21 protein-coding genes and 1 tRNA gene are annotated in these 24916 nt (G+C 65.7%); 10 read left to right on the top strand and 12 right to left on the bottom strand.

Annotated features, from left to right (window positions below):
* Positions 1–62: 62 nt before the first annotated feature.
* From recA to alaS, 3 genes are all read left to right on the top strand, one after another.
* The gene (gene recA, locus AM2010_RS06015; protein WP_047806296.1) at positions 63–1121 is read left to right on the top strand and encodes a recombinase RecA; all 1059 of its coding nucleotides are present in this window, start codon (positions 63–65) and stop codon (positions 1119–1121) included.
* Positions 1122–1321: 200 nt separating this feature from the next.
* Entirely contained in the window at positions 1322–2149 is an 828-nt protein-coding gene (locus tag AM2010_RS06010) for a class I SAM-dependent methyltransferase (RefSeq protein WP_047806295.1), read from the top strand.
* 101 nt (positions 2150–2250) lie between these two features.
* Entirely contained in the window at positions 2251–4938 is a 2688-nt protein-coding gene (alaS, locus tag AM2010_RS06005) for an alanine--tRNA ligase (RefSeq protein ID WP_047806294.1), read from the top strand.
* Between the two features lie 59 nt (positions 4939–4997).
* Here the strand turns inward: alaS and AM2010_RS06000 are convergent, their stop codons facing one another.
* Both AM2010_RS06000 and AM2010_RS05995 read right to left on the bottom strand, forming a co-directional pair.
* Complete coding sequence (locus AM2010_RS06000; protein WP_047806293.1) at positions 4998–5180, bottom strand: hypothetical protein; 183 nt, start codon at positions 5178–5180, stop codon at positions 4998–5000.
* Positions 5181–5245: 65 nt separating this feature from the next.
* The gene (locus tag AM2010_RS05995; RefSeq protein WP_047806292.1) at positions 5246–7009 is read right to left on the bottom strand and encodes a cation:proton antiporter domain-containing protein; all 1764 of its coding nucleotides are present in this window, start codon (positions 7007–7009) and stop codon (positions 5246–5248) included.
* Positions 7010–7047: 38 nt separating this feature from the next.
* Between AM2010_RS05995 and AM2010_RS05990 the strand changes: the two genes are divergently transcribed.
* Complete coding sequence (locus AM2010_RS05990; RefSeq protein ID WP_047806291.1) at positions 7048–8271, top strand: FAD-dependent oxidoreductase; 1224 nt, start codon at positions 7048–7050, stop codon at positions 8269–8271.
* Here the strand turns inward: AM2010_RS05990 and AM2010_RS05985 are convergent.
* The 4 genes from AM2010_RS05985 to cpdR form a co-directional block, all read right to left on the bottom strand.
* Positions 8268–9923: a carbon-nitrogen hydrolase family protein gene (locus AM2010_RS05985; protein WP_047806290.1), complete on the bottom strand. Its 1656-nt coding sequence runs from the start codon at positions 9921–9923 to the stop codon at positions 8268–8270. The two genes, AM2010_RS05990 and AM2010_RS05985, sit on opposite strands and share 4 nt — an antisense overlap.
* A 57-nt stretch (positions 9924–9980) precedes the next feature.
* Positions 9981–11201 carry an NADP-dependent isocitrate dehydrogenase gene (locus AM2010_RS05980; RefSeq protein ID WP_047806289.1) on the bottom strand — a complete coding sequence of 407 codons (1221 nt, stop codon included), beginning with the start codon at positions 11199–11201 and terminating at the stop codon, positions 9981–9983.
* A gap of 211 nt (positions 11202–11412) precedes the next feature.
* Positions 11413–11487 (bottom strand) — tRNA-Val (locus tag AM2010_RS05975).
* Positions 11488–11569: 82 nt separating this feature from the next.
* Positions 11570–11956 (bottom strand): cell cycle two-component system response regulator CpdR, encoded by a 387-nt coding sequence (gene cpdR / locus AM2010_RS05970; RefSeq protein ID WP_047806288.1) that lies wholly within the window; start codon positions 11954–11956, stop codon positions 11570–11572.
* A gap of 112 nt (positions 11957–12068) precedes the next feature.
* On the opposite strand from cpdR, the gene AM2010_RS05965 reads away from it, so the two are divergent.
* Positions 12069–13028 carry an N-formylglutamate amidohydrolase gene (locus AM2010_RS05965; RefSeq protein ID WP_047806287.1) on the top strand — a complete coding sequence of 320 codons (960 nt, stop codon included), beginning with the start codon at positions 12069–12071 and terminating at the stop codon, positions 13026–13028.
* A 192-nt stretch (positions 13029–13220) separates the two neighbouring features.
* Here the strand turns inward: AM2010_RS05965 and AM2010_RS05960 are convergent, their stop codons facing one another.
* Both AM2010_RS05960 and AM2010_RS05955 read right to left on the bottom strand, forming a co-directional pair.
* The gene (locus AM2010_RS05960; RefSeq protein WP_082132811.1) at positions 13221–14066 is read right to left on the bottom strand and encodes a SapC family protein; all 846 of its coding nucleotides are present in this window, start codon (positions 14064–14066) and stop codon (positions 13221–13223) included.
* 66 nt (positions 14067–14132) lie between these two features.
* Positions 14133–15581 (bottom strand): FAD-binding oxidoreductase, encoded by a 1449-nt coding sequence (locus tag AM2010_RS05955; protein ID WP_047806286.1) that lies wholly within the window; start codon positions 15579–15581, stop codon positions 14133–14135.
* Between the two features lie 160 nt (positions 15582–15741).
* Between AM2010_RS05955 and AM2010_RS05950 the strand changes: the two genes are divergently transcribed.
* The 3 genes from AM2010_RS05950 to AM2010_RS05940 all read left to right on the top strand — a co-directional run bounded on the left by AM2010_RS05950 (position 15742) and on the right by AM2010_RS05940 (position 20018).
* The gene (locus tag AM2010_RS05950; RefSeq protein WP_058350897.1) at positions 15742–16296 is read left to right on the top strand and encodes a hypothetical protein; all 555 of its coding nucleotides are present in this window, start codon (positions 15742–15744) and stop codon (positions 16294–16296) included.
* 129 nt (positions 16297–16425) lie between these two features.
* The gene (locus tag AM2010_RS05945) at positions 16426–17877 is read left to right on the top strand and encodes a DEAD/DEAH box helicase (protein ID WP_047807746.1); all 1452 of its coding nucleotides are present in this window, start codon (positions 16426–16428) and stop codon (positions 17875–17877) included.
* Positions 17878–18821: 944 nt separating this feature from the next.
* Entirely contained in the window at positions 18822–20018 is a 1197-nt protein-coding gene (locus tag AM2010_RS05940; RefSeq protein WP_169747781.1) for an aspartyl protease family protein, read from the top strand.
* Between the two features lie 3 nt (positions 20019–20021).
* Here AM2010_RS05940 and AM2010_RS05935 read toward each other — a convergent pair whose 3' ends face one another.
* Both AM2010_RS05935 and AM2010_RS05930 read right to left on the bottom strand, forming a co-directional pair.
* On the bottom strand, positions 20022–21896 hold the full coding sequence (locus AM2010_RS05935) for a DUF885 domain-containing protein (RefSeq protein WP_047806284.1): 1875 nt from the start codon (positions 21894–21896) through the stop codon (positions 20022–20024).
* A 65-nt stretch (positions 21897–21961) separates the two neighbouring features.
* Positions 21962–22336 (bottom strand): DUF3597 domain-containing protein, encoded by a 375-nt coding sequence (locus AM2010_RS05930; protein WP_047806283.1) that lies wholly within the window; start codon positions 22334–22336, stop codon positions 21962–21964.
* A gap of 157 nt (positions 22337–22493) precedes the next feature.
* Here AM2010_RS05930 and AM2010_RS05925 point away from each other — a divergent pair, with 157 nt between their 5' ends.
* Together AM2010_RS05925 and AM2010_RS05920 are read left to right on the top strand one after the other, a co-directional pair.
* Positions 22494–23120: a DUF937 domain-containing protein gene (locus AM2010_RS05925; RefSeq protein ID WP_047806282.1), complete on the top strand. Its 627-nt coding sequence runs from the start codon at positions 22494–22496 to the stop codon at positions 23118–23120.
* Positions 23121–23125: 5 nt separating this feature from the next.
* Positions 23126–23335, top strand: coding sequence for a hypothetical protein (locus AM2010_RS05920; protein ID WP_047806281.1), 210 nt, complete (start codon positions 23126–23128; stop codon positions 23333–23335).
* Between the two features lie 18 nt (positions 23336–23353).
* Here the strand turns inward: AM2010_RS05920 and AM2010_RS05915 are convergent, their stop codons facing one another.
* Positions 23354–24028: an energy transducer TonB gene (locus AM2010_RS05915; protein ID WP_047806280.1), complete on the bottom strand. Its 675-nt coding sequence runs from the start codon at positions 24026–24028 to the stop codon at positions 23354–23356.
* A gap of 193 nt (positions 24029–24221) precedes the next feature.
* Positions 24222–24878, bottom strand: coding sequence for an alpha/beta hydrolase (locus tag AM2010_RS05910; RefSeq protein WP_047806279.1), 657 nt, complete (start codon positions 24876–24878; stop codon positions 24222–24224).
* Positions 24879–24916 lie beyond the last annotated feature (38 nt).

The following is a 24916-nucleotide window of genomic DNA, read 5'->3' as shown; positions in this document are numbered from 1 at the left end:
AATACAATGGGCTCCGGTCGATAACGGGATCGAAGCCCTAGGCAAGCGAAGGAGGCCATGCGATGGCGGCGGAACTGAAGCTGGTTGAGAAGGAAAGCAACGTGGACCGTCAAAAGGCACTCGATGCCGCGCTCGCGCAGATCGATCGTGCGTTCGGCAAAGGCTCGGCGATGAAACTGGGCCAGAAGGAAGCGATGCAGGTGGAAGCGATTTCCACCGGATCGCTTGGCCTCGATATCGCGCTGGGCGTTGGCGGCCTGCCGAAAGGCCGCGTGATCGAAGTCTATGGGCCGGAAAGCTCGGGCAAGACCACGCTGGCGCTGCATGTCATCGCCGAAGCGCAGAAGAACGGCGGCACCGCCGCTTTCGTCGATGCCGAACACGCGCTCGATCCGGTCTATGCCAAGAAGCTGGGCGTCGACATCGAAGAACTGATCGTCTCGCAGCCCGATACGGGCGAACAGGCGCTGGAAATCACCGATACGCTGGTGCGCTCAAATGCGATTGACGTGCTGGTGGTCGATTCGGTTGCTGCGCTGGTTCCCCGGGCGGAAATCGAAGGCGAGATGGGCGATAGCCATGTCGGCCTGCAGGCCCGGCTGATGTCGCAATCGCTGCGCAAGCTGACCGGTTCGATCAGCCGATCGAAGACAATGGTGATCTTCATCAACCAGCTGCGGATGAAGATCGGCGTGATGTACGGCAATCCTGAAACCACCACCGGCGGCAATGCGCTGAAGTTCTACGCTAGCGTGCGGCTCGACATTCGCCGCACCGGTCAGATCAAGGATCGCGACGAGATCGTCGGCAATTCGACTCGGGTGAAAGTGGTCAAGAACAAGGTCGCTCCGCCGTTCAAGCAGGTCGAATTCGATATCATGTATGGCCAGGGCATTTCGAAGATTGGCGAGATCCTCGATCTCGGGGTCAAGGCCGGGATCGTGGAGAAATCGGGTAGCTGGTTCAGTTACGATTCGATCCGCATCGGGCAGGGCCGCGAAAACGCCAAGCAGTATCTCAAGGACAATCCAGAAGTTTGCGACAGGTTGGAAGCCGCGATCCGCGGCCGGACCGACGAAGTCGCCGAGGAGATGATGACGGGTCCGGACGCGGACGATTGATCCATCGCCTCAAGCGGGTGCGCATTGCACCCGGGAAAACGGAAAGCCGGCGTGTGTGTCACAGTTTGACCCGCGCCGGCTTTTCTTTTGCGCCGATGCGCCCGGCGCGTTAGCGATCCGGCTGTTCGATTGACCGGGATGGCGGGCGCTGCGGGCCAGATCGCGCCGCTCCTCCCTCATGCAGGAGCAGGTGCAGAGACATGACCGAAAAATTCGAATGGGAAGGGCGCGCCGGGCGCAGTTGGGCAGACGAATGGCGGCGTACCGATCGCAGCTTTTCCGCACTTACCCGGCAGTTGCTCGATGCCGCCGCCGCCCGCCCTCACAGCCGCGTGCTCGACATCGGTTGCGGTGCGGGCGAGATATCGCTGGCACTCGCATCCCGCCGGCCGGACACGCAAGTCGTCGGCGTCGATGTCAGTGCGGAATTGCTGGCAGTGGCGAGAAGCCGCAGCGAAAACGCGGCGAACGTCGCGTTCGAAACGGGCGATGCGGCGCAGTGGTCGCGCGCGGGGTTCGCGCCCGATCTTCTGGTATCGCGCCACGGGGTGATGTTCTTCGCCGACCCGGTGGCCGCCTTCACCCATCTCGCCGAAATAGCGGCGCCGAACGCGAATCTCGTGTTCAGCTGCTTCCGTTCTGCGGCTGAAAATACCTGGGCAAGCGGTCTCGCGTCGCTCTCCCCTGGCGGAGCGGGTGCACCGCCGCCGCCCGGCCAGCCCGGCCCGTTCGCCTTTGCCGATCCCGACTATGTGCGCGATATCCTCACCCGCGCGAGCTGGCGCGATCCGACGTTCGAGCCGGTCGATTTTCCTTATATTGCGGGGGAGGGGAGCGATCCGGTGGAAGATGCGCTGTCCTACTTCCTGGTCATCGGCCCGGCCGCGCGGGCCGCGGCGCAGATGGACCCGCCGACGCGTGAGGATTACATCGCACGGCTGCGCGCCTTTCTGGCAGAACGGGTCGAAGACGGCCGCATCGCGTTCGGCGGCGCGGCCTGGCTGGTCCGCGCGCAAGCACCTGCATAGCCGCTGCGTCCCTGCCTGAGTGCCGCATTCGGGCACTCGGCCGGGGACCGCCGGGCTTAATCCGCTTGTCCCGCGGTGCGCCAGCAACTAACTGCGCTGGCATGACTTCGACCAACGATATACGCCGGTCCTTCATCGACTATTTCGCCGGCCACGGCCACACCCCGGTGCCCAGCGCGCCGCTGGTGCCTTACAACGACCCGACGCTGATGTTCGTCAACGCGGGGATGGTGCCGTTCAAGAACGTCTTTACCGGGCTGGAAGCGCCGCCGGGGCCAACCGCGGTGAGCAGCCAGAAGTGCGTTCGGGCTGGGGGCAAGCACAACGATCTCGACAACGTCGGCTATACCGCGCGCCATCACACGTTCTTCGAGATGCTGGGCAATTTCTCGTTCGGCGATTATTTCAAGGAACAGGCGATCGAAAACGCCTGGACCCTGCTGACGAAGGAATGGGGTCTGTCCGCCGATCGGCTGACGGCCACGGTTTTCCATACCGATGACGAGGCGTTCGATCTCTGGCGCAAGATTTCCGGCCTGCCGGAAGAACGGATCATCCGCATCGCCACCAGCGACAATTTCTGGTCGATGGGCGAAACCGGCCCCTGTGGCCCGTGCAGCGAAGTGTTCTACGACCACGGCGACCACATCCCCGGCGGCCCGCCCGGATCGCCGGACGAGGACGGGGACCGGTTCATCGAGATCTGGAACCTCGTCTTCATGCAGTTCGAGCAGTCGGCCGACGGAACCCGTGCCGATCTGCCCAAACCCAGCATCGACACCGGCATGGGGCTGGAACGGATCGCCGCGGTCATGCAGGGCGTCCACGACAATTACGATACCGACACTTTCCGCGAACTGATCGCCGCCAGCGAAAGCCTGACCGGCGTTGCCGCCCAGGGCGACAGTCGTGCGAGCCATCGGGTGATTGCCGACCACCTGCGGTCGAGCGGTTTTCTGATGGCCGACGGCGTCCTGCCGTCGAACGAAGGGCGCGGCTATGTCCTGCGCCGGATCATGCGCCGCGCCATGCGCCACGCGCATCTGCTGGGTGCCGATCAGCCGCTGATGCACCGCCTCGTCCCCGCACTGGTGACCGAAATGGGCCAGGCCTACCCCGAGCTGCAGCGCGGCCAGGCCCTGATCGAGGAAGTGCTGGAGCGTGAAGAAACCCAGTTCCGCCGCACGCTGGAAAAGGGTCTGCGCTTGCTCGACGAAGAAACCGCCGCGATGGGCGAGGGTGGGGAGCTGGAAGGCGAAACCGCGTTCAAGCTCTACGATACGTATGGTTTCCCCTACGATCTGACCGAAGATGCGCTGCGCGCGCGCGGCATCGGCGTGGATCGCGCAGGTTTCGAAGCCGCGATGGAGCGGCAGAAGGCCGCTGCCCGCGCCGCCTGGAAGGGATCGGGCGAAGCCGCCGATGGCGAGCTGTGGTTCGACATTGCCGAGCGGGAGGGCAGCACCGAATTCACCGGCTATTCGGCGACCGAGGGCGAAGGCCAGGTGGTCGCGATCGTGCGCGACGGCGCCGAAGTCATCAGCGCGAAAGCGGGTGAGGATGTGATCGTCCTCACCAACCAGACCCCGTTCTATGGCGAAAGCGGCGGCCAGTCGGGCGATGCTGGCACCATCTTCACGCCCGAAGGGCTGAAGATCGCGGTGTCCGACACCTCGAAGCCGCTTGGCCGGCTCCACGCCCACCACGGGCGGGTCGAAAGCGGCGCGGTCGCCGTGGGCGACAGTGTGCACATGACGGTCGATGCCGAACGGCGCGATCGCATCCGCGCCAACCATTCGGCGACTCACCTCGTCCACGCCGCCCTGCGCAACCGCCTGGGCAGCCACGTCACGCAGAAGGGTTCGCTGGTCGCCGCCGAGCGCTTCCGGTTCGATTTCTCCCACCCGCGTCCGCTCAGCGCTGAAGACATCGCGGCGATCGAGGCTGAAGTGAACGCGGAAATCCGCGCCAACGAAACGGTTCAGACCCGGCTTATGAGCCCGGATGAAGCGGTCGAAGCGGGCGCTCTCGCGCTGTTCGGCGAGAAGTATGGTGATGAAGTGCGCGTCCTGTCGATGGGCCGCCAGGCCCGGGGCGACGACGGGCAGGACCGGACTTACTCGGTGGAACTGTGTGGCGGCACCCATGTTCGCGCTACCGGCGACATCGGCCTGTTCCGCATCGTTTCCGAAAGCGCGGTGTCATCCGGTGTGCGCCGGATAGAGGCGCTGACCGGTGAGGCGGCACGCCAGTGGCTGGTGGGCCGCGAGGAGGCGCTGAAATCGGTTGCCGGAACGCTCAAGTCCGCGCCCGATGAAGTCGAGGCGCGGGTTGCCGCACTGGTCGACGAACGCAAGCGGCTCGAACGCGAACTGGCCGAAGCGCGCAAACAGATCGCGCTCGGCGGCGGCGGCGGTGCGGGTGCGCCCGCGCAGGGTGCGGCCGAAGAAGAGGTCGCCGGCGTCAAGTTTTCGGGGCAGGTGCTCGACGGGCTCGACGCCAAGGAATTGCGCGGCCTTCTCGATGAAGCGAAGAAGCGCTTGGGATCGGGCATTGCCGCGGCGGTTGCGGTCAACGGCGGGCGCGCGGCAATCGCCGTCGCGGTAACCGACGATCTGACGGATCGTTACGACGCGATCGCACTCGTGCGCCGCGGGGTCGAGGCGCTGGGCGGGAAGGGCGGCGGTGGCCGTCCCGACATGGCCCAGGGCGGCGGCCCCGACGGAGCGGCAGCGGGCACGGCGATTGCCGCAGTCCGCGCCGCCATCGAGGATACCGTTTCGGCCTGATCCAGCGCCCTGGCCCGGCTTTGGTGCCGGGGCTGGTCACGGCGTCGGGCGAGCGGCCTTTACCGGCGCAAGTTGCTGGAATTGCGCGTTTCGGGTTCGCTCCCGCGCGGCAGATCGCGGCCGCCGGTATCTGCCGGGCGGTCGGCGTCGCGTCCCTGGCCGGACTTGTCACTGCCGCTGACGTTCTGCGGCTTGAACTTCTCGTCATTCGGGATCGGTTTGGTCGGGTCCTGGTCGCTCATGCGAAATCTCCTTTTGCCCTACCAACGATCGGCAGGGGCAGAAGGTCCGCGCGTGCATCGCAGTGCTAGGTCGCCTCGACTGATCCGGTGCGCAGCTTCGGCTTGCGTTCCAATGCGCCGTCTTTCTGGATCTGCTCGCGCAGTTCGTCGCGCTTTTCGTGGATGGATGCGATCACCGGCCCCATCGCCACGCCGATGTCGGCCAGCACCGCTTCGGACAATTGCAGCGAGCTTTCCAGCGTTTCCGGCACGGCATGGCTGGCGCCGGCGCGATACAGTTCGGCAGCGTGGATCGAATCGCGCGCGCGCGCGACGATCAGCAAGTCAGGATATTGCTTGCGCACTTTCGCCACCAGCCGTTGTGCCAGAACGGGTTCGTCCATCGTCAGCACCAGCGCCAGCGCGTTTCCAAGGTCCAGCCGCTGGAGCGTGTCGCGCCGCGCCGCGTCGGCGAAAATGGCGTAATACCCTTCGCGTTTTGCCCGGGCGATCAGATCGGAATCGGAATCGAGCGCGATGTACCGCTTCCCGTGCACTTTGAGCATTTCGGCAACCAGCCGGCCGACTCGTCCGGCGCCGACGATGATCACGCGCGCCTCCCCATCGGGTTCGGGCGAAACGTCGGGCACCCCGTCCACCCGGCGGGCGATTGCGCGCCCCAGCTTGGCGAGTATCGGGGTAATGGTCAGCCCGATGGCGGTCACGATCTGCCAGAACTGTGCCGTACCCGGCTGAATCAGCAGCGCCGAGCTGGCGGCGGTCAGCACGATCAGGGTCGTTTCCGACGGGCTGGCCATCAGCACACCCGTTTCCGCCGCAGTGCCGCGCCGCGCACCCATCAGGCGCAGCAGCACGCCGGTGACGAGCGCCTTGAACGACAGCACCAGAACCACCGCCAGCGCGATGGGGCCCAGATTGTCCCAGATCGTCGTCAGGTCGATGCTCATGCCCACGGTGATCAGGAACACGCCAAGGGCCAGGCCCTTGAACGGTTCCATGATCGTTTCGATCTCGCCGTGATACTCGGTTTCGGCGATCAGAAGGCCTGCGATCAGCGCGCCCACGATGGGCGACAGGCCGACCACCGCGGTGGCCAGGCTGGCGCCGATCACCACCAGCAGGCTGGCGGCCAGAAACAGTTCGGGGCTTTTGGTTCGCGCAGCCTGGGCGAACAGCCGGGGCAGGGCGATCCGGCCGATGACAAGCAGCGCGACGACGACCAGCCCGCCCTGCCACAGCGTATCGACCAGCCCCTCCCACCCTTCGGCCTGGGCGTTGGGGGCCATCGCGCCCAGCATGAAGATGATCGGCACGATGGCGATATCTTCGAACAGGAGCATGGCCAGCGCCGCGCGCCCGACGGGCGAATGCGTCCCCGCTATCGGCAGCACAATGGCAGTGGATGATAACGCCAGCGCCAGCCCCAGGCCGATCGCGCCGGTCCAGTACTGCCCCATCATCGATAGCGCGATCGCCAGACAGCTACCGATGATCAGCAGTTCCAGCGCGCCGAGGCCGAAAACGAGTTTTCGCAATTGCCACAATCGGTTGAAGGATAATTCCAGGCCGATTGAGAACAGCAGCAGGATGATCCCGAATTCGGCAAAGGGCTCCAGCCCCTCCGGATCGCTGATCGTCACGTGCCCCAGCCAGGGGTATTCGTAAACCAGCTTGCCCAGACCGAACGGCCCGACTGCCAGGCCGATCAGGATGAACCCGATCACGGGGGTGATGCGAAAACGCGTGAAGACCGGAATGACGATCCCTGCCGCGCCGAGAATCACCAATGCATCCGATAGCGCAGGGGTAGGTGCAATCTCGCCGGCCATGGATTGCACCTAACCGGCGGGACGGGCATTGTCACGGCATGGGCGAAACCAAATTGCGCGACATCGTCATTGTCGGTGGCGGACCGGCGGGGATGATGGCCGGGCTTCTGTTTGCACGCGCGGGCCTGCAAGTCACGGTGCTGGAGAAGCACGCCGACTTCTTCCGCGATTTCCGCGGCGACACGGTGCACCCGTCGACGATGGAACTGCTTCACGAACTCGGCATGCTGGACCGCTTCCTCGCGCGGCCGCACGACCGGCTCGACCACGCGGAAGTTCGTTTCGCCGGCCGGGATTATACCGTGGGCGACCTGTCGCATCTGTCGGTGGCCGCGCCATTCATCGCGATGATGCCGCAGTGGGAGTTTCTCGATTTTCTGCGGAGCGAAGCGGCCGCCTTTCCCGGCTTTCGCCTGCGAATGGAATCGCGCGCCGATGCGCTGGTAGAGGAAGATGGGCGGGTCGCAGGCGTGCGCCTTGCCGGCGGTGAAGAGCTGCGCGCGCGGCTGACCATCATGGCAGATGGGCGCGATTCGCTGGTGCGCTCGCAAGATCTGCTTCCGCTGGAAAGTCTGGGCGCGCCGATGGACGTGCTCTGGTTCCATCTCGGCAAGGCCGATAATCCCGGCGATGCACTGCGCGGATCGGTGGAGACCGGGCGTATGGTGATTCTGATCGACCGCGGAACATATTGGCAGACGGCGTTTCTGGTGCCCAAGGGCGGGGCCGATGCGGTCAGGGCGCGCGGCGTGGCGTGGGTGCGCGCGCAGGTCGCCGCCGCGTTTCCCGATATCCGTTTTCCGACGGATGGAGAGCCCGACAGCATCGACGATCTGAAGCTGCTCGTGGTTTCGCTCGACCGGCTGACGCGCTGGCATCGGCCAGGCCTGCTGGCGATCGGTGACGCGGCCCATGCCATGAGCCCGATCGGCGGTATCGGGATCAATCTTGCAATTCAGGATGCCGTGGCCGCGGCCAACCTGCTCGCCGGCCCGATGGTGAGTGGGGCGGACCCCGATCCGCTGCTGAACCGCGTGCAGAAGCGGCGTCTGTTCCCGACGCGGGTGATCCAGACCGGGCAGAAGACGCTTCAGGACAATGTGATCGGCCGGGTTCTTTCGGGCCGGCCGATAGAGCGTGCACCGTGGATCGTGCGGCTGCTGGACCGTTTTCCGCTGTTGCGGCGTATTCCCGGCCGGGTGATCGGGCTTGGCGTCCGGCGCGAGCGGGTTCGTTCACCCCAGGCGCCGCAGCAACGCTAACCTCCGCCGACGGTCGAGGGGCCGAGCGGTTCGCGGCGGGGGCGCGGTTTGCCGGGGTGTTTCCCGCCTTCGTCCCATTCGATGCGGTAGAGGTCGAACCGCCGGTCGGCCAGGTTGCGCACGGTGCCTTCGGCGCGGGCCCAGGACAGGTCGGCCAGGTTGATGTCGCTGATCGTCAGCGTTTCGACGTTCTCGCTCGCTTCCGCCGCGATACCGTCGCGCGCGAAGGGGAAATCGCAGGGCGTGAGGATACAGCTCTGCGCGTACTGGATATCCATGTTGGCGACGTTGGGCAGGTTGCCGACATTGCCCGACAGGACGACGAAGCACTGGTTTTCAATCGCGCGTGCCTGCCCGCAATAGCGGACACGCAGATAGCCCTGGCGGCTGTCGGTGCAGAACGGGACGAAGATGATTCGCGCGCCTTCGTCGGCCAGGCGGCGGGCAAGTTCGGGAAATTCGCTGTCGTAACAGATCAGCACCCCGATCGGCCCGCAGTCGGTCGGGATCACATCAATTGAATCGCCGCCGCGAATGTTCCACCAGTACCGTTCGTTGGGGGTAGGGTGGATCTTCTCCTGCTCGTGCACCGATCCATCGCGCAGGCAGACATAGGCGACGTTGTGAATATCGTCGTCGTCCATCCGCGTCGGGTGCGATCCGGCGACGATATTGATGTTGTAGCGCATCGCCATGTCGGACAGGTCGGTCTTGATCCGCGGGGTATATTCCGAAAGGCGCGCAATCGCCTCCACCGGCGACAGAACCTTCTCCTCGAAACTGAGGAGCTGGAGCGTGAACATTTCAGGAAAGACGATGAAGTCCGATTCGTAATCGCTTGCCACATCGACGAAATATTCGATCGCGCGCATGAATTCGGCATAGTCGGCGACGGCCCGTGCCTGGAGCTGGCAGGTCGCCACGCGCACTGCCTCCACCCCGCGCGGCAGGCGCTTCTTCGCTGGCTGGTCGCGCTCCACATAAGGGTTGCGCCAGACCATCATCACGGCGTTGGCTTCGGATTTCTTGTCTTCGGGCAGATAGCCGGCGATGATCCGTTCCGGTTCGAACCCGTTGGCGAGCTGGAAGCGCAGGACCGGATCGTGAAGCCGCCCGGCAACCACTTGTTCGAGGTAATCTTCCGGCCCGTCCACCTTGCGCTTGTTGCGGCGATAGTTGGGCATGCGGCCGGCGAAGACTATTCCGGCAAGGTCGCGTTCCTCGGCCAGCGCGCGGCGTTCTTCGTAAAGGCGCCGGCCGATACGCACGCCGCGCACCTTGGGATCGACGCACATTTCGTAGCCATAGAGCCAGTCGCCGGTCGGATCGTGCCGGCTGCCGAATCCGTTGCCGGTGATTTCGTCCCAGGTATGTTCCTGAAACGCCAGCGCTTCGGCGATCTGCATGGTCGCGCAATAGCCGACGACTTCCTCGTCGAGCAGGGCGACGAAGCAGCCTTCCGGAAAATTGTTGATCTGCCCGCGAATCTCGCCGTGGGTATAGGCGGGCATATCCTCATACACCCGGCGGACGAGCGCGGCGATGCCGCGAATGTCCTTCGCCCGCGCATTGCGGACTTCCAGCCGGCGCTTGCCGAACCGTTCGGGCGCCTTGCGGCGGGCCGCAGGCTTCTTCCTCGGTGCTCTAGCCACTGGTGAATAGTCCCCCTTCCGTCACTGTTCGAACAACGGCGGAAGGGGGAAATCGTTTCACTTCCAGTCGGCCATCTCGGTTTCGAGATTGTTCACGATCGCTTCGAAGAACTGCTCGGTCGTCAGCCAGTTCTGGCCGGGGCCGATCAGCAGCGCCAGATCCTTGGTCATCTGGCCGCGTTCGACCGTGTTGATGCAGACTTTCTCCAGGGTTTCGGCGAACCGCACCACGTCGGGCGTGCCGTCGAACTTGCCGCGATACATCAGGCCGCGGGTCCAGGCGAAGATGCTGGCGATCGGATTGGTGCTGGTCGCCTTGCCTTCCTGGTGCTGGCGATAGTGGCGGGTGACGGTGCCGTGCGCGGCCTCCGCCTCGACGGTCTTGCCGTCGGGCGTCATCAGCACGCTGGTCATCAGGCCGAGCGAGCCGAAGCCCTGGGCCACCGTATCGGACTGCACGTCGCCGTCGTAGTTCTTGCAGGCCCAGACGAACTTGCCATTCCACTTCAGCGCCGATGCAACCATGTCGTCGATCAGACGATGTTCGTAGGTGATTTCCGCTTTCGCGAACTTATCCTTGAATTCGTTGTCGAAAACTTCCTGGAACAGATCCTTGAAGCGGCCATCGTACTTCTTGAGGATGGTGTTCTTGGTCGACAGGTAAACCGGCCAGCCGCGATCGAGGCCATAGTTCATGCTGGCGCGGGCGAAATCGCGGATCGAATCGTCGAGGTTGTACATCGCCATCGCGACGCCCGAGCTGGGGAATTCGAACACGTCGATATCGATGTTCTCGCCGTCCTCGCCCTCGAACACCAGCCGCAGCTTGCCCTTGCCGGGGATCAGCGTGTCCTTGGCGCGATACTGGTCGCCGAAGGCATGGCGGCCGACCACGATCGGATCGGTCCAGCCGGGGACCAGCCGCGGCACGTTGTCGATCACGATCGGTTCGCGGAAGACGACGCCGCCGAGGATATTGCGGATCGTGCCATTGGGGCTGACCCACATTTTCTTGAGGCTGAATTCCTCAACCCGCGCTTCGTCCGGGGTGATCGTGGCGCATTTCACGCCGACGCCATGCTGCTTGATCGCATTGGCGGCATCGACCGTGATCTGGTCGTCGGTTTCGTCGCGCTTCTGGATCGACAGGTCGTAGTATTTCAGGTCGACGTCGAGATAGGGAAGGATCAGCCGTTCGCGGATCCATTCCCAAATGATGCGCGTCATTTCGTCGCCGTCGAGTTCGACGATGGGGTTCTTGACCTGAATTTTCTGCATGTCTGCCCTGTCTGTTTTCCTGGGAAGGTGTCGGATGGATTTGGGCGGGCTTTAGCAGAGGAGGGGGAGCGCGCAAGGGAAGGGCTGGACCGTCCCGGGCCGGGGCAACAACCGGGGCGGCGGCTAGGGTAGGGCACTTGTCCGCCCCGCATACGAAGAAGGCGCCGTTTTCACGGCGCCTTCTTGCGTTTCCGGTCCGGTCCCGGTTCGATGGTGGGCGTAGGAAGAGTTGAACTTCCGACCCCTGCGATGTCAACACAGTGCTCTACCACTGAGCTATACGCCCGATCCATCGGTGGGCCGCGACGTGCGGCAGGCGCGCCATCTAGCGACTGGCCCGCCCCCGCGCAAGCCCTGAATAATGCGGGTCAGGCCGGGGCGTGCCGGTCTTCGAACATGCGCTCCACTTCCAGCACCAGATCGCGCAGGTGGAACGGTTTCGACAGCACTTTCGCCTTGGGCAGATCGCGGTTGGCCTTCAGCGTTACCGCGGCAAAGCCGGTGATGAACATGATCTTGGTCCGCGGGCTGATGTCGTTGCATCGCTGGGCCAGTTCGATCCCGTCCATTTCCGGCATCACGATATCGGACAGGAGCAGATCGAAGTGCTGCGATTCGAGCAGCGGCACCGCCTCGGTCCCGCGATCCACGGCGACCACTTCGTAGCCGGCGTTCTGCAGGGCGCCTGCGAGATAGTCCCGCATGGCTTCCTCGTCTTCTGCAAGGAGGATTCGAAGGCGGCTGGTCATCGTCATGCCGGCGGTCCTATCCCAGCGCGCTTAAGAAATCTTTGGTCGCATCGGGACTGCCCTGCTTTGGTACAGACCTGCTTTGACACAGGCCGATCAATTGCGGACAAGGGGCGCCATGCACGACCAGCGATCCGCGCCCGATCCGGCGGGCACCGTGTTCGGCGGAGCCATTCCCGGCAGCGGCGCTGGCGCGGGGGAGCCGGCCTTTGCGTTGCATCTGCCTGCCGACACGCCGATTCCGGTGCTGATCGCTGCGCCCCATGCCGGAAAAGTCTATCCGCCCGCTCTGCGCGAGGCGATGCGCGATCCGGGATATAGCGCGCTGCGGCTGGAGGATCGCCACGTCGACCTGCTGGCGCGCGACATTGCCGCCGCCACGGGTGCCGGGCTGCTGGTGGCCCATGCGCCGCGCGCGATGATCGATCTCAACCGTTCCTGCGAGGATGTCGACTGGTCGATGGTGCAGGGGCCGCCGCCCGGCCCGGTCCGCCATTCGCTGCATAACCGGCGGTCGCGCAGCGGGCTGGGGCTGGTTCCGCGGCGGCTAGGCGGGCTGGGTGAAATCTGGAAGGGGCCGATTGCGCGGGTCGATCTGGATGCGCGGATCGAACAGATCCATCGGCCATACCACCGGGCCTTGGCGGAGGCGCTGGATGCCTTGCGCGATCGCTGGGGCGCGGCCCTGCTGCTCGATCTGCATTCGATGCCGCCGCTGAAGCCGCGCGTTCCCGGCGATCGCCCGGCGGAATTCGTCGTCGGCGACCGGTTTGGCGCGGCCAGCGATCACGCCCTGTCGGCGCAGGCCCTGGCCTATCTGGCGCGGAATGAGCGTCGTGCAGCGCACAATCGCCCCTATGCCGGCGGCTATATTCTCGACCGCCATGCCGCGCCCCAGCGCGGGCTTCATGCGATCCAGCTGGAGCTGTGCCGGACGACTTATCTCGATGCGGCTTTCGCAGAACCTTCGGCGCGGGCGCCCGCAATCGTCCGATTGCTGACCGGCCTGGTGCGCGAGCTGGGCGATGCGGTTGCGACATTGGGGCGCGGTAGCGCCCAGCCGCTGGCCGCCGAGTAGCCACAACCGGACAAGAAAAAACCACCTCGTGCAAAATGCACGAGGTGGCCAAGGTTCAGGGAGGAGGTGCACCGAAGTGCACCAGTCGGGAGGCCATGAGGGGGGAGTGCCATCCCGACGAGGACAATCTAGGGGCGGGCGGGGGTCGTTTCAACCCCGCCCGACGCCCGGAATTATCGCTTCATCGCGGCGTCAGCCTTTGGCTTTCGCGTCCTTGGCCTTGGCGTCCTTCGCCTTGGCATTCGTGCCGGCATCGCCGCCCTTGGCTTCGCCGGCGATCTGCGGACCCTTGCCCTGCTGCTGCTGACGCGCGAAGATGGAGCGCATCAGATCGAGCGAGAACAGGTGCGCGTTGATCAGCGCGAGCAGGCCGTTCTGGTTCCAGGTCCGCAGAACGTCGCCACGCACTTCGCGCAGCTTTTCCTGATTGACCATCTGGAAACCGCGATAGACGTAAGGATTATCGGGGTTGTCCTGCTGCGTGATGGCGATTTCTCCATCCATCAGCAGTTCGTGCTTCTTCAGCTCGTCGACGAAGTTCTTCGTCCGCTGGCCGGCTTCTTCGAAGTGCTGGCAGAATTCGAGAATGCGCTGGGTTGCGGCGGTCGGCTTGCTCTCGTCGTCGAACAGCGATTCGCCTTCCTTGAACTCGCCGACCGCTTCGGTCGTCGGGTCGAAGCAGAGCGAAAGCTCGTCCGAATCCTGATTGAGCCGCGCGAGCATGAAGGGGTAGCGACGGATATAGGCCGGCAGGTAAACCGGATCGTTCACTTTGCCTTCTTCGTCGACGAAAGTGTTCACGCCTTCGTTGAGGCCCATCAGGGCCAGCGGCAGCGGGTTGTCGCCGGACGAGAAAACGATGGGGAAATCGCGCTGCGCCTGGACGAATTCGTCCACCGTCAGCGGGATCGCGTGCTGACCGGAAAGCCACTTGGCAGATTCGATCGTGCGCGTATTCCACTTCGCATGATCGCGGCTGTTGAGCGGCATCAGGTCGTTATAAAACAGGGGCAGGTTAGGCTGGGGCGCGCTGGCCATTGAAATCTCTCCGGGTCGCTAGAAATATCGGTTGGGCAGGGACCGGGCCCCGCGCATCGGGCGCGCTTAGTTGCTGGAAGCTCCCGGCGCAAGCGCAACGAGTTTGCCGGGGTTGAGCAGCCCTTGCGGGTCAAGCGCTTGCTTGACGCTGCGCATCATGGCCATCGCCACCGGATCGCCCAGGCGTTCCAGTTCGTCGCGCTTCATCTGGCCGATGCCGTGTTCGGCACTGATCGAACCGCCCCAGTCGGTCACCAGATCGTGCACGAAGGAGCTGATTGCCTTGCCTTCGCCATCTTCCCATTCGCCGCGCGGGGCGCCTTGCGGGGCAAGCACGTGGAAATGGACGTTGCCGTCGCCCAGGTGGCCGAAGGCGACCGCGCGGGTGCCGGAAAAGCGGGCCTCCACCTCCGGCACCGCGTGTTCGACGAAGGCGGCCATGCGGTCCACCGGAACGGAGATATCGTGCTGCATCGCCGGGCCGATCGCCCGTTCCGCCGGGGAGATCGAATCGCGCAGCAGCCAGAACTGCTCCGCCTGCGCTTCATTGGCGGCGATCGTCGCGTCTTCGACCAGCCCGGCCTCGAACGCCTGGCCCAGAAGGCTTTCGGCGAGGGCGGGAAGGCGGTCCGCCTCGCCCGGGCCGCCCACCAGCTCTATCAATGCGTGCCAGCGATGATCCCCGGCCAGCGGGCTGCGGGCATCGGGCAGATGGTCGAGCACGGCGGCAAGCGAATGCGCCGGGATCACCTCGAACCCTTCCATCTCGCCGCCCGCCCGCGCTTCGCAATGGAGCAGCAGGCGGCGCGCGTCGGAGATCGAATTGAGCCCGGCCCACAACACGACACGGCCCCCGATTTCGGGCAGGAGGCGCAATGTCGCGGCGGTAATCACGCCCAGCGTCCCTTCCGACCCGATCAGGAGCTGCTTGAGATCGAACCCGCGATTGTCCTTCTTCAGCGGAGTGAGCGTATCGAACACGCTGCCGTCGGCCAGCACTCCCTCCAGCCCCAGAACCTGCGCGCGCATCGTGCCGTGGCGCAGGACCTGGGTGCCCCCGGCATTGGTCGCGATCAGCCCGCCGACAGTCGCGGACCCCTTGCCCCCCAGCGTCAGCGGGAACCGCAGCCGCTCGGCCGCAGCCGCTTCGTGCAGTGTCTGGAGCACGACCCCCGCCTCGCACACCGCCTGCCGCGCATCGCGGTCGATCGTGCGGATCGCGTCCATCCGGCGCAGTGAGAGAACCAGCGCCTGCCCGCTATCGTCGGGGGTGGCGCCGCCCGACATGCCGCTGTTGCCGCCCTGGGGCACGATCGGCACCCGGTGCCGGGCGCACAGACGCATCAGGGCGGAAACTTCGGCGGTCGATGCGGGGGAGGCCAGGGCCAGCGCCCGGCCGGTATAGCGCCCGCGCCAGTCGGTCAGCCAGGCATCCATCAGCTCCGGATCGCGGGTGAAACCGCGCTGGCCGAGCAGGTCCGCCGCTGCGGCGAGGAAGGAATCGGGGTCGCGCATCGGGCCCCTATGGCACAGTCTTTCGCCCCGTTGCCACACGCTTGCCGCAGCCGGCGAGCGGATTAAGCCTGCATTCAAGCGTTTGCGCTAGGCAGTAAGGGCGATATGGCGTCATGCGCGCCTTCCCCAGCCGCTCTTACGGAGACAGCGACCCGCCCCGATGACCAGCCCCGCTGCCATCCTTTCCCCCTTGCTGCTGCTGTTCGCGCCGCCGCAGCCCGCAGGCGTGGCCGAGGGCCGGCTGTTGCCGGACGCTGCGGAAAGCGCGGTTCCGGGCGAACGCGCACCGGGCTGGCTGGCGCTGGAGGCGGTGTACGAAACCCCGGTCCAGCGGCAGGTGCGGATAGAACAGCGGGTCATCATCCGCATTGCCCCCAGCAGCGACGCAGGCCGGCAGGGCATGTCGGCATTCGTCGCGCCGCAGGCCAGCGCGACGCGGGTGGTGGAGCGGAAAGCGGGCAAGTGCCTGCCGGTCGCCTCGATCCGCGCGGTGCAGCCTTCGCGCGATAATCGCCTGATGCTCTTCACGCGCGACCGGCGGGTCTATGCCGCGCGCCTCGAAAGGTCGTGCTTTGCGCGCGATTTCTATTCGGGCTTCTATCTGGAGCGGAATTCCGACGGGAAGCTGTGCGTCGATCGCGACAAGCTGCAATCGCGAAACGGGGTCAAATGCGAAGTGCAGGCGCTGCGCCGGCTTGTGGCCGAACGCGACTGATCGCGCGGTTCGCCGCGATGCGGGCTTTTCTTGACTTTTCGCCTCGCGCCGCGCAAAGGGCGCGGCGATTGTGCAGGTGCGAAGCGCGCCTGCCTGGCTTTCGCCAATGACCCGGACAGCACCTACCGCATGACTTTCGCCGATCTCGGCCTATCCCCCGAACTGCTCAAGGCGGTCGAAACCGCCGGATATAGCGAGCCGACGCCGATCCAGGCGCAGGCCATTCCGCCCGTGCTGATGATGAAGGACATCATCGGTATCGCGCAGACCGGCACCGGCAAGACGGCCAGTTTCGTGCTGCCGATGATCGACATTCTTTCCAGCGGTCGGCGCCGCGCGCTGATGCCGCGCAGCCTGATCCTGGAGCCGACCCGCGAACTGGCCGCCCAGGTTGCGGAAAACTTCGAGAAATACGGCACCAACCACGATCTCAAGATGGCGCTGCTGATCGGCGGCGTGCAGATGGGCGATCAGGTCAAGGCGCTGAACGACGGGGTCGATGTCCTGATCGCGACGCCGGGCCGGCTGATGGACCTGTTCGAACGGGGCAAGATCCTGCTCAACGGATGCGATCTGCTGGTGATCGACGAGGCGGACCGGATGCTCGACATGGGCTTCATCCCCGATATCGAGTTCATCTGTTCCAAGCTGCCCGAAACCCGCCAGACGATGCTGTTTTCGGCGACGATGCCGCCGCCGATCGAGAAACTGGCCAAGAAGTTCCTCGACAATCCCAAACGGATCGAAGTCAGCCGCGCGGCCAGCACGAACAAGGATATCACCGCATTCAAGGTGCCGGTGAAGGCACGCCAAAAGCGGGAAACGCTGCGCTGGCTGCTGGCGAACGACATGGTCGAAACCGCGATCATCTTCGCCAATCGCAAGACTACCGTTCGCGAATTGAACAAGAGCCTGCAAAGTCACGGTTTCGCCAGCGGAGAGATCCACGGCGACATGGATCAGACCAGCCGCATTGCCGAACTCAACCGGTTCAAGGGCGGCGAGGTGAACATCCTCGTCGCCAGCGATGTCGCCGCGCGCGGGCTGGACATCAAGGGCGTCAGCCACGTGTTCAATTTCGACACGCCCTGGCACCCCGACGATTACGTTCACCGGATCGGCCGGACGGGGCGGGCAGGGGCCAAGGGCCGCGCCTTCACCCTGGTCGCGGAAGAAGATGCCGAAGCGATCGAGAATGTCGAGAAGCTGACCGGATCGGAAATCCCGGTTTTCGGCAAGGCCGACGTTCGGGTCGAACTGAAGCCCGACCCCGCTCCGCGTGAAGAAGCCAAAGGCGAAGCCGGCGAGAAGAAGCCGCGCCGCACCCGCCGCCAGCGCGATGATGCGCAGGAAACGGAACAGCAGGAATCGCGCGAACAGGCACCGGCAGAGACGGAAGATACCAGCCGCCGGAAAGATCGTGCCCCGGCAAAGCCGCGCCGCGAAAAGTCCGCTCCGCGCAGCGAGCGGGCCGCCGGTGGCCGCCGCAATCGCCGCGACGAACAGGACGCACCGGTTCCTCCCGGCGAATGGAACGGGCCGCAGCCCGACTTCCTCGGCGTCAGCGCCATCTCAAGCTAAGGCGCGCCGCGCCACCACGCCACCGCGCTTCGCAGCCTTGCGTGGGCTGGTCTCCTCTTAAGATTGGCCCCTTCCGATCCCCCGCGAAGGCGGGGGCTCGGGCTGTCAGGCGGAACGGCTACGGCCTCCTGAGACCCCCGCCTTCGCGGGGGATCGGGCATGTCATCGCGCCGGAAGCGCACAACCGGTGTTTCAACTTGACAAATCTAACCAATTAGGTTATTCATTCCGCCGCCCTTGCCCCTCACAGGGGCTCAAGGACCGGGAGCGGGCGAGACCGGCTTGCCTCCCTCCTTCGCCGTTCGGCCTCTATGGGCCAGGCAGCGACGCGGCCGGCGCAGGTGCGCGCGGGCGGGCGGTCATGGTCAGACCGTCGAGCTCGACCCGAACCGTAGCCGGAAGCCGCAATCGGATGCGCGCCCACGCGCCTTGCAGGCACCCTGTCCCCCCTTGTCCGGGCAGGCTCTCCCCGCAGGCGGAGCGGGCGTCGGTGGCGCGGCGGATCAGCCGCGAGGCCGGATGGGACTGTGCGCGAGCTCTTGCCCTCCGCCTGCCGATTGCCGTGAAAGAGAGCCGAGCCGGACGCGCCGCGGGACGAGCGTACACCGGCCGTTCGCAGACAGGAAAAATCCCCGCCCGCCTGCCCCAATCTGTGCGCACGCCCTGGCGATGCGCCGGCCGCGCGGTTCCTTTGCTGGATATGGTTCCGGCGCTTTTTCAAGGCGTTACTGTCCGGGCTCGCCGCCGGATGTTTGCGTATGCACGCTGCGTGCTGAAAATGCCTCGCGCGCGCCTGCATGTCTTGCTTGCAATCGCGCGGTGTTTCCGCATTCTCCTGCTGCGGATTCATCGCAGGGAGACGGGCCATCCGTGCTGGCGGAATAACGATCGGGCTGGCGGCCCTGAGCTCGGCGCTGGGTGCCTCGGCGCTGACGGGCGCGGCGTTGGCGAGCGATGTCGCCTCGGCGGAAAGCCCGGCGCTGGCGGAAGGCCCCGAACTGGCGGCCGTCCTCGCCCGACCTGTCGCAGTGGAGCATCCCGCACCCACCACCGTCATCCCGTTCGAACGCCATCGTCACATGCTGGTGATCGAGGCGCAGGCCAATGGTGTCGCGCGCGAATTCGTGTTCGACACCGGATCGCCCAGCATGATCGCGCGCGAACTGGCGGACGAGCTGGGCCTGCGCCCGGTCGGCTCCAACACCGGGCGCGATGCCAACGGGGCGCAGGTCACGATGGATTTCGCGCTACTCGACCGGCTGGAAATCGGCGGTGTCGTGTTCCGCCAGGTGCCCGTGCTGATTTTCGACTTTGCCGATATCGAACTGGGCCCCTGCGTCTTCGATGGCGGGGTGATCGGGTCGGAGATCCTGCCCGGCAGCGCCTGGCGGATCGACGCGCAGGCGGGGGAAATGACGATCGGCGCGCCCGGCGCCATGCCGCCCGCCGATGGCGCCGCAGTGGTCGCGCCGCTTCATCCTGCAGGATATCCCCATCCGCCGATTTCCGATTATCGCATCGGCGCGTTTTCCGACCGGCTGCTGTTCGATACGGGATCGGGCGAAGCCGTGGTGCTTTACGACAAAGCGGCCGCGGACCCGGCCGTGCGCGGCGCGATCGTGCCGGGCAGCCACGTTCGTGGGCACGGATCGCACGGCGTATCGGCCGGCGGCATGGGCGCGCCCGCGCCGCTGGAGCGGTTCACCCTCGACGACTTTGCCCTTGGCGGCCGGGCGATTGGCCCGGTTCGCGCCACGACCCGCGTCGTGCCGCCCAGCCTGATCGGCACGGGCCTGCTGGACAGCTATATCGTCACGCTCGACTATCCGGGACAGAAGCTGGTTCTGGAGCCGCGCACCGACCCCGCACCAGCCCGTGACGAGGCGGGCTATTCGCTCGCCATTGCGGGGGGCTTGGTTCAGGTCACCCAGGTGTTCGAAGGCTCGCCCGCCGCGCGAGCGGGCTTGCGCAGCGGGGACAGGATCGTGGCGATAGACGGCGCGCGCTTGCCCGAAATCGGCCCGGCCAACCGGTGCGAGACGATGCGCTGGCTGGCCGCCGAAGCCCGCCCGGAAACGGTGGAGCGCCTGACGGTGCTGCGGGAAGGGGAGGAGATCGCCCTCTCCCTCGCCGACCAATAGCGCTCAGCCCGCTGCACGCTCGATATAGCGGCCGACGTTCTTCGCCATCACGTCCAGCGGGGCATTGCCGCCCAGCACCACGGCATCGTTGAACGCCCTGAAGCTGTAGGCATCGCCCAGCGCGGCCTGCGCCCGTGCGCGCTGCCGGCCGATTTCGCTGTGGCCGATCTTGTAACCGCAGGCCTGGCCCGGCCACGAGCAGTAACGATCGACTTCGCTCGCCACCTCGTCAGGCTTCGATCCGTTGCGCTCGACGAAGAATTGCCGCCCCTGTTCGCGCGTCCAGCGCTTGTGGTGCAACCCGGTGTCGACCACCAGGCGGCAGGCGCGGAAGGCCAGGCTTTGCAGATAGCCGAGGCGCCCGACCTTGAAATCGTCGTAAGCGCCCAGCTCGTCGGCGATCTGTTCGGCATAGAGCGCCCAGCCTTCGGAAAAGGCGCTGAACGACAGGATCGAGCGGATCAGCGGGAGGCGGTTCGAATATTCGCCTTCCCACACATGACCGGGGATCGTCTCGTGATACGTCAGGTCGGCCAAGTCGTACTTGCGGTGCAGGTCGGTCGTGCGCAGGTTGATCCACATGCGGCCGGGGATCGAACCGTCCTTGCTGCCCGCGCCGCCATAGGCGCCTGGCGCGCCGGGTTCTTCGGCGAGCGGCAGGCGGCGCACTTCCAGATTGGGATCGACCAGCGTGTTGAACGCGCGCGGCATCTGCGACTTGATCCACGCAATCCGGTCGTGGATGAAATCCATGATTTCCTTCCGCCCCGGATCGCCTTCGGCAAATTTATAGCGCGGGTCTTCGGCCAGGGCGCGCATCCGTTCGCCCACGCTGCCGGTGGTATAGCCGATGTCCTTCAGGATCGGGTCCATCTGCCCGTGCAGCGCGGCCAGTTCGTCGAGACCGATCTGGTGGATCTCGTTGGGCGAAAGCGTGGTCGTGGTCGCCGCGCGCAGCCCCCAGGCATACCATTCGTCGCCCTGCGGCTGCGCCCACATGCCCGCGTCGGATTTCGCCACCGCACGCTCTGCCCGCAATTCGGCGAGCTGGCGGCGCAGGGCTTCGGTAATCGGGCCGCCGACCAGTGCGGTCGCCTGCCGGCCCCAGTCGCCTTCGATCCCCGCCTCGCGCGTTCGCGTGGCGAGCGATTCGGCCAGCGCGCCGCCGCCGGCGGTTTCGGCAATCGTCTGTTCCATCTGCGCGATGGCCTTGTCGAGCAGGAAATCGGGCGGAACCACGCCCATTTCCCGCGCCTGCCGGATACGCGCCAGCTCTCCATCGAGCACCGCGGGCAAAGCCTCCAGCCGCGCGAGGTAGGCCTGCGCATCGGCGGCATCGCGCACCGGATGGGTCGTGTCCATGAAACGCGGTATGTCGATATAGGTGCCGACGTTCTGGATCACGACGTAAGGCGAATTGCGCCAGCTGCCGACCGCGACATCGCCATAGGGCAGGGCAAACCCGTCGAGCGCGGTGGAATAGGCGCTCTCGACCACTTCGAAGCTGGTCCGCGTATCGGCATCGAGCGTCGCGGTGTCGAACGCGCGCACCCGCGCCAGATCGGCGCGCAGGGTTTCGGCATAGGCCCGCTGTCCGGCTGCCGACTGGTCTTCCAGCCGCGAGCGCAGCACGGCATGAGCGCCGGTGTCGACCCCCAGCCCGGTCGCCCGTTCCGGCTCATGCGCGAGGAGATTGTAAGCGACGTTTTCCAGCAGGGCGGCGCCTGCTCCCCCGGTAGCGCCGGGGCCGGCGGTTCCGGCGGGGACGGCGTTTTCGGCAAGGGCGCGCTGGCAACCGCCGAGCGCAACCAGCGAGGCACCCGCGCCAAGCCCGGCGAGGGCCTGGCGTCGGGTGATCGAAGTCGTGATGTGGGTCATGCCAGATGTCTGGCCCCGTCGCCCGCAGGTGTCAAACGGCGCGATGGGAATGACCCGGTCGGCGGTCAGTCGGTAAATTCAGCCGGCACTTTCCCGCCATTCTTCGCCAGTTCGCGCATCGTCTGGCGATGGAGCAGGATGTTGTCTTCGGCCGATCCGGAATAATCGGCATTGCCCAGTTCCTGCGCCAGCTCCTTGCGATTCTGATAGCTCGAATCGACATTGATCAGCTTCATCAGGTCCACGATCGACGTGCGCCAGTTGAGCTTGTCCGCGCCGGGCATCGCATCCAGACGCGCAGCAACGTCCACCTCGTCGATCGCGCGCGGCTGCGATGCGGCGGGGGCCGCTGCAGGGGTGGCGGCCGGCGCTGCGGCGGGCTTTTCGTCCTTTTTGTCGCTGCCGAAGATCGCATTCTTGATCGAACTGAAGATACCCATCTCGTTACTCCTTTTTGGCGCGGGCCCGCTCGGCCTGCGCTGGGAAACCGGATATCCGGAAAGGACAGACTCTTTTACTTCCGCTGCCTTGCCGAACGCCCTAGTCTCATGCTGCGGCATGTCGCCGTGATGACACGCTACTACAGGAAGCCGGTTTATGGATATACTTGATGTACTTAGACAAAGCGGCGGCCTGGACGCGATGGCAAGCCAGCTTGGGATCAGCGAAGGTCAGGCGGCCAGCGGGGCGGAATCGTTGTTGCCCGCGATCCTGGGCGGCTTTAGCAAGCGGGGTCAGGGCGGCAGCGCGGGTGGCGGCGGAATCGGCGATCTCGTCGGGATGCTCGGCACGCTCGGCGGCGGCGCGCTGATGGAAAACGTGCTCGGCCCGCAGCCGACGGAGGTTTCCCGCGGCAACGAGGTGCTCGGCCAGATTTTCGGTTCGAAAGATGTCAGCCGGCAGGTCGCGGGCCATGCTTCGCAGCAAAGCGGGCTGGACCCGGCACTGTTGAAGAAGATGCTGCCGATTCTGGCGATGCTGGTCGGCGGTTACCTTTCCTCGCGTGCCGGTGGCGGCGATGCGCAAGGTTCGCCCGCTGCGAGCGGCGGGGGCGGGATACTCGGCAATATCCTTGGCGGCATGCTGGGCGGCAATCGCGCCGGATCGGCCGGCGGCGGTGCCGCGGCAGGGGGCCTGGGCGGGATCGGCGCGATGCTGGATTTCGACGGCGACGGCAATCCGCTGGATGACATTATCGGCATGGCCGGCAAACTGCGCGGCTGAAGACAATGGGTGCCGTGCTTTCCATCGTCATGCTCGCCGGCTTCGCACTGCTGGTCGGCGCCTTCGTCCTGTGGCGCAAGGGCGGCTCTGTTAAACAGGCCGTGCTGATGGTCGTGCTCGCGCTGGTCTGCTTTGCCAATATCGCGATCTGGACGGTGCCGACTTCGGACGGAGACGCCCCGCTCGACAGGATCGAGCAGGACGCCGCCGAATAACGGCACGCGGCCTCGCCGTCAGTCCGGGATTTGCCATGCGACCGCGTTGGCATAGCTGCCCGCGGCGGCGGTGCCCTGCGCGTTGCGCGCCGCGTCGAACCGGGCGCGACGGGTCACGAGGTCGCAGGTTGCCCGGTCCAATTCCGCATGGCCGCTGGAGCCGGTGATCGTGCAATTGCGCACTCGTCCGTCGGCCCCCACGTCCAGCCGGAAACGCGCCACGCCGGTCAGCTCGCGATTGATCCATGACGAACGATAGTCGGCCTGAGTCACCCAGCGTGACGGGTCGTTGCGCGGGCTGGCCACGACCGGCTCCACCCCAGTGCCCAGACTGGCGGAGGGTGCTGGAGACGGGACGGGCAGCGGCGCGAGACGCGTGTCGCTCGCAATGGGCGGCAGTTCGATGTCGACTACCTCGATATCAGGCCGGGCATCCGACAGCGCAATTGGCGGGGGCGGGGCCGTTGTCGGGGTGCTGGCCGCCGCCGGTTCCGGGCTGGGCGGGACGGGTTCCGGCTCGGGCGGGATCGGGACACTGGTCACCGTCTCGCCGGTCAGGCGCGGCGTCTGCTCGATAACGCCGGTCGCCTGAAGGCCGACCAGCAGGGCATAGCCGAGCGCACCATGAACGGCGACCACGCCGGCAACCGATTTGATGCGGTCGTTCCGCGATCGGGAATCTGTGTAGGCCATCGGGACACTCCTCTCTCCGGTTTGCCCTCGGCAAGCCGGGGCAAGTCCTCCCGCGACAGGAATGATACAACGTTACGCTGTTAGCGCCTAACCGTTTCGAGTTGCAGGTCGCAACGTGATGGAGAATCCCGGGCAGTCCCCAGGGGTGCGCAGCCCCCCTTCGGCGCTCAGGCGGCCGAAAGGGGGCGTGCGGTCACTTGATCGGGCAGGACGGGTCGAGCCGGAAATCGAGGTAGTTGTCCACCGAGCCCATCAGTTCGTCGATCTCGTTTTCGAAGAAGTGATTGGCGCGCGGGATTTCCTCGTGATGGATGGTGATGTGCTTCTGCGTGCGCAGTTTTTCCACCAGCTTGGTCACGGCTGCCGGCTGCACCACGCTGTCGGCTGCGCCCTGGACGAAGATGCCGCTCGCCGGGCAGGGGGCCAGGAAGCTGAAATCGTACATATTGGCGGGTGGCGCGATCGAGATGAAGCCGCGAATTTCGGGCCGGCGCATCAGCAACTGCATGCCGATCAGGGCGCCGAAGCTGACCCCGGCGACCCAGGTGACCTGCGCTTCCTGATGGATCGACTGGACCCAGTCGAGCGCGGCGGCGGCATCGGACAATTCGCCCACGCCGTTGTCGAAGCTGCCCTGGCTGCGGCCGACGCCGCGAAAATTGAACCGCAGCGTTGCGAAGCCGCGATCGACGAACGTCTTGTAGAGCCGCTGCGTGATCCGTTCGTTCATCGTGCCGCCCCCCTGGGGGTGCGGGTGGAGGATCATTGCGACCGGCGCACGCGGGCGCGGGGGCGGAGAGAAACGGCCTTCGAGGCGGCCTTCGGGGCCGGGAAAGATCACTGAGGGCATGGGCGGGTGGCACCTGCTAGAGCTGATAATCGCACGGC

This window comes from Pelagerythrobacter marensis (assembly GCF_001028625.1).
GTDB classification, from domain to species: Bacteria; Pseudomonadota; Alphaproteobacteria; order Sphingomonadales; family Sphingomonadaceae; genus Pelagerythrobacter; species Pelagerythrobacter marensis.
This window is presented reverse-complemented; position numbering and strand designations above follow the sequence as displayed.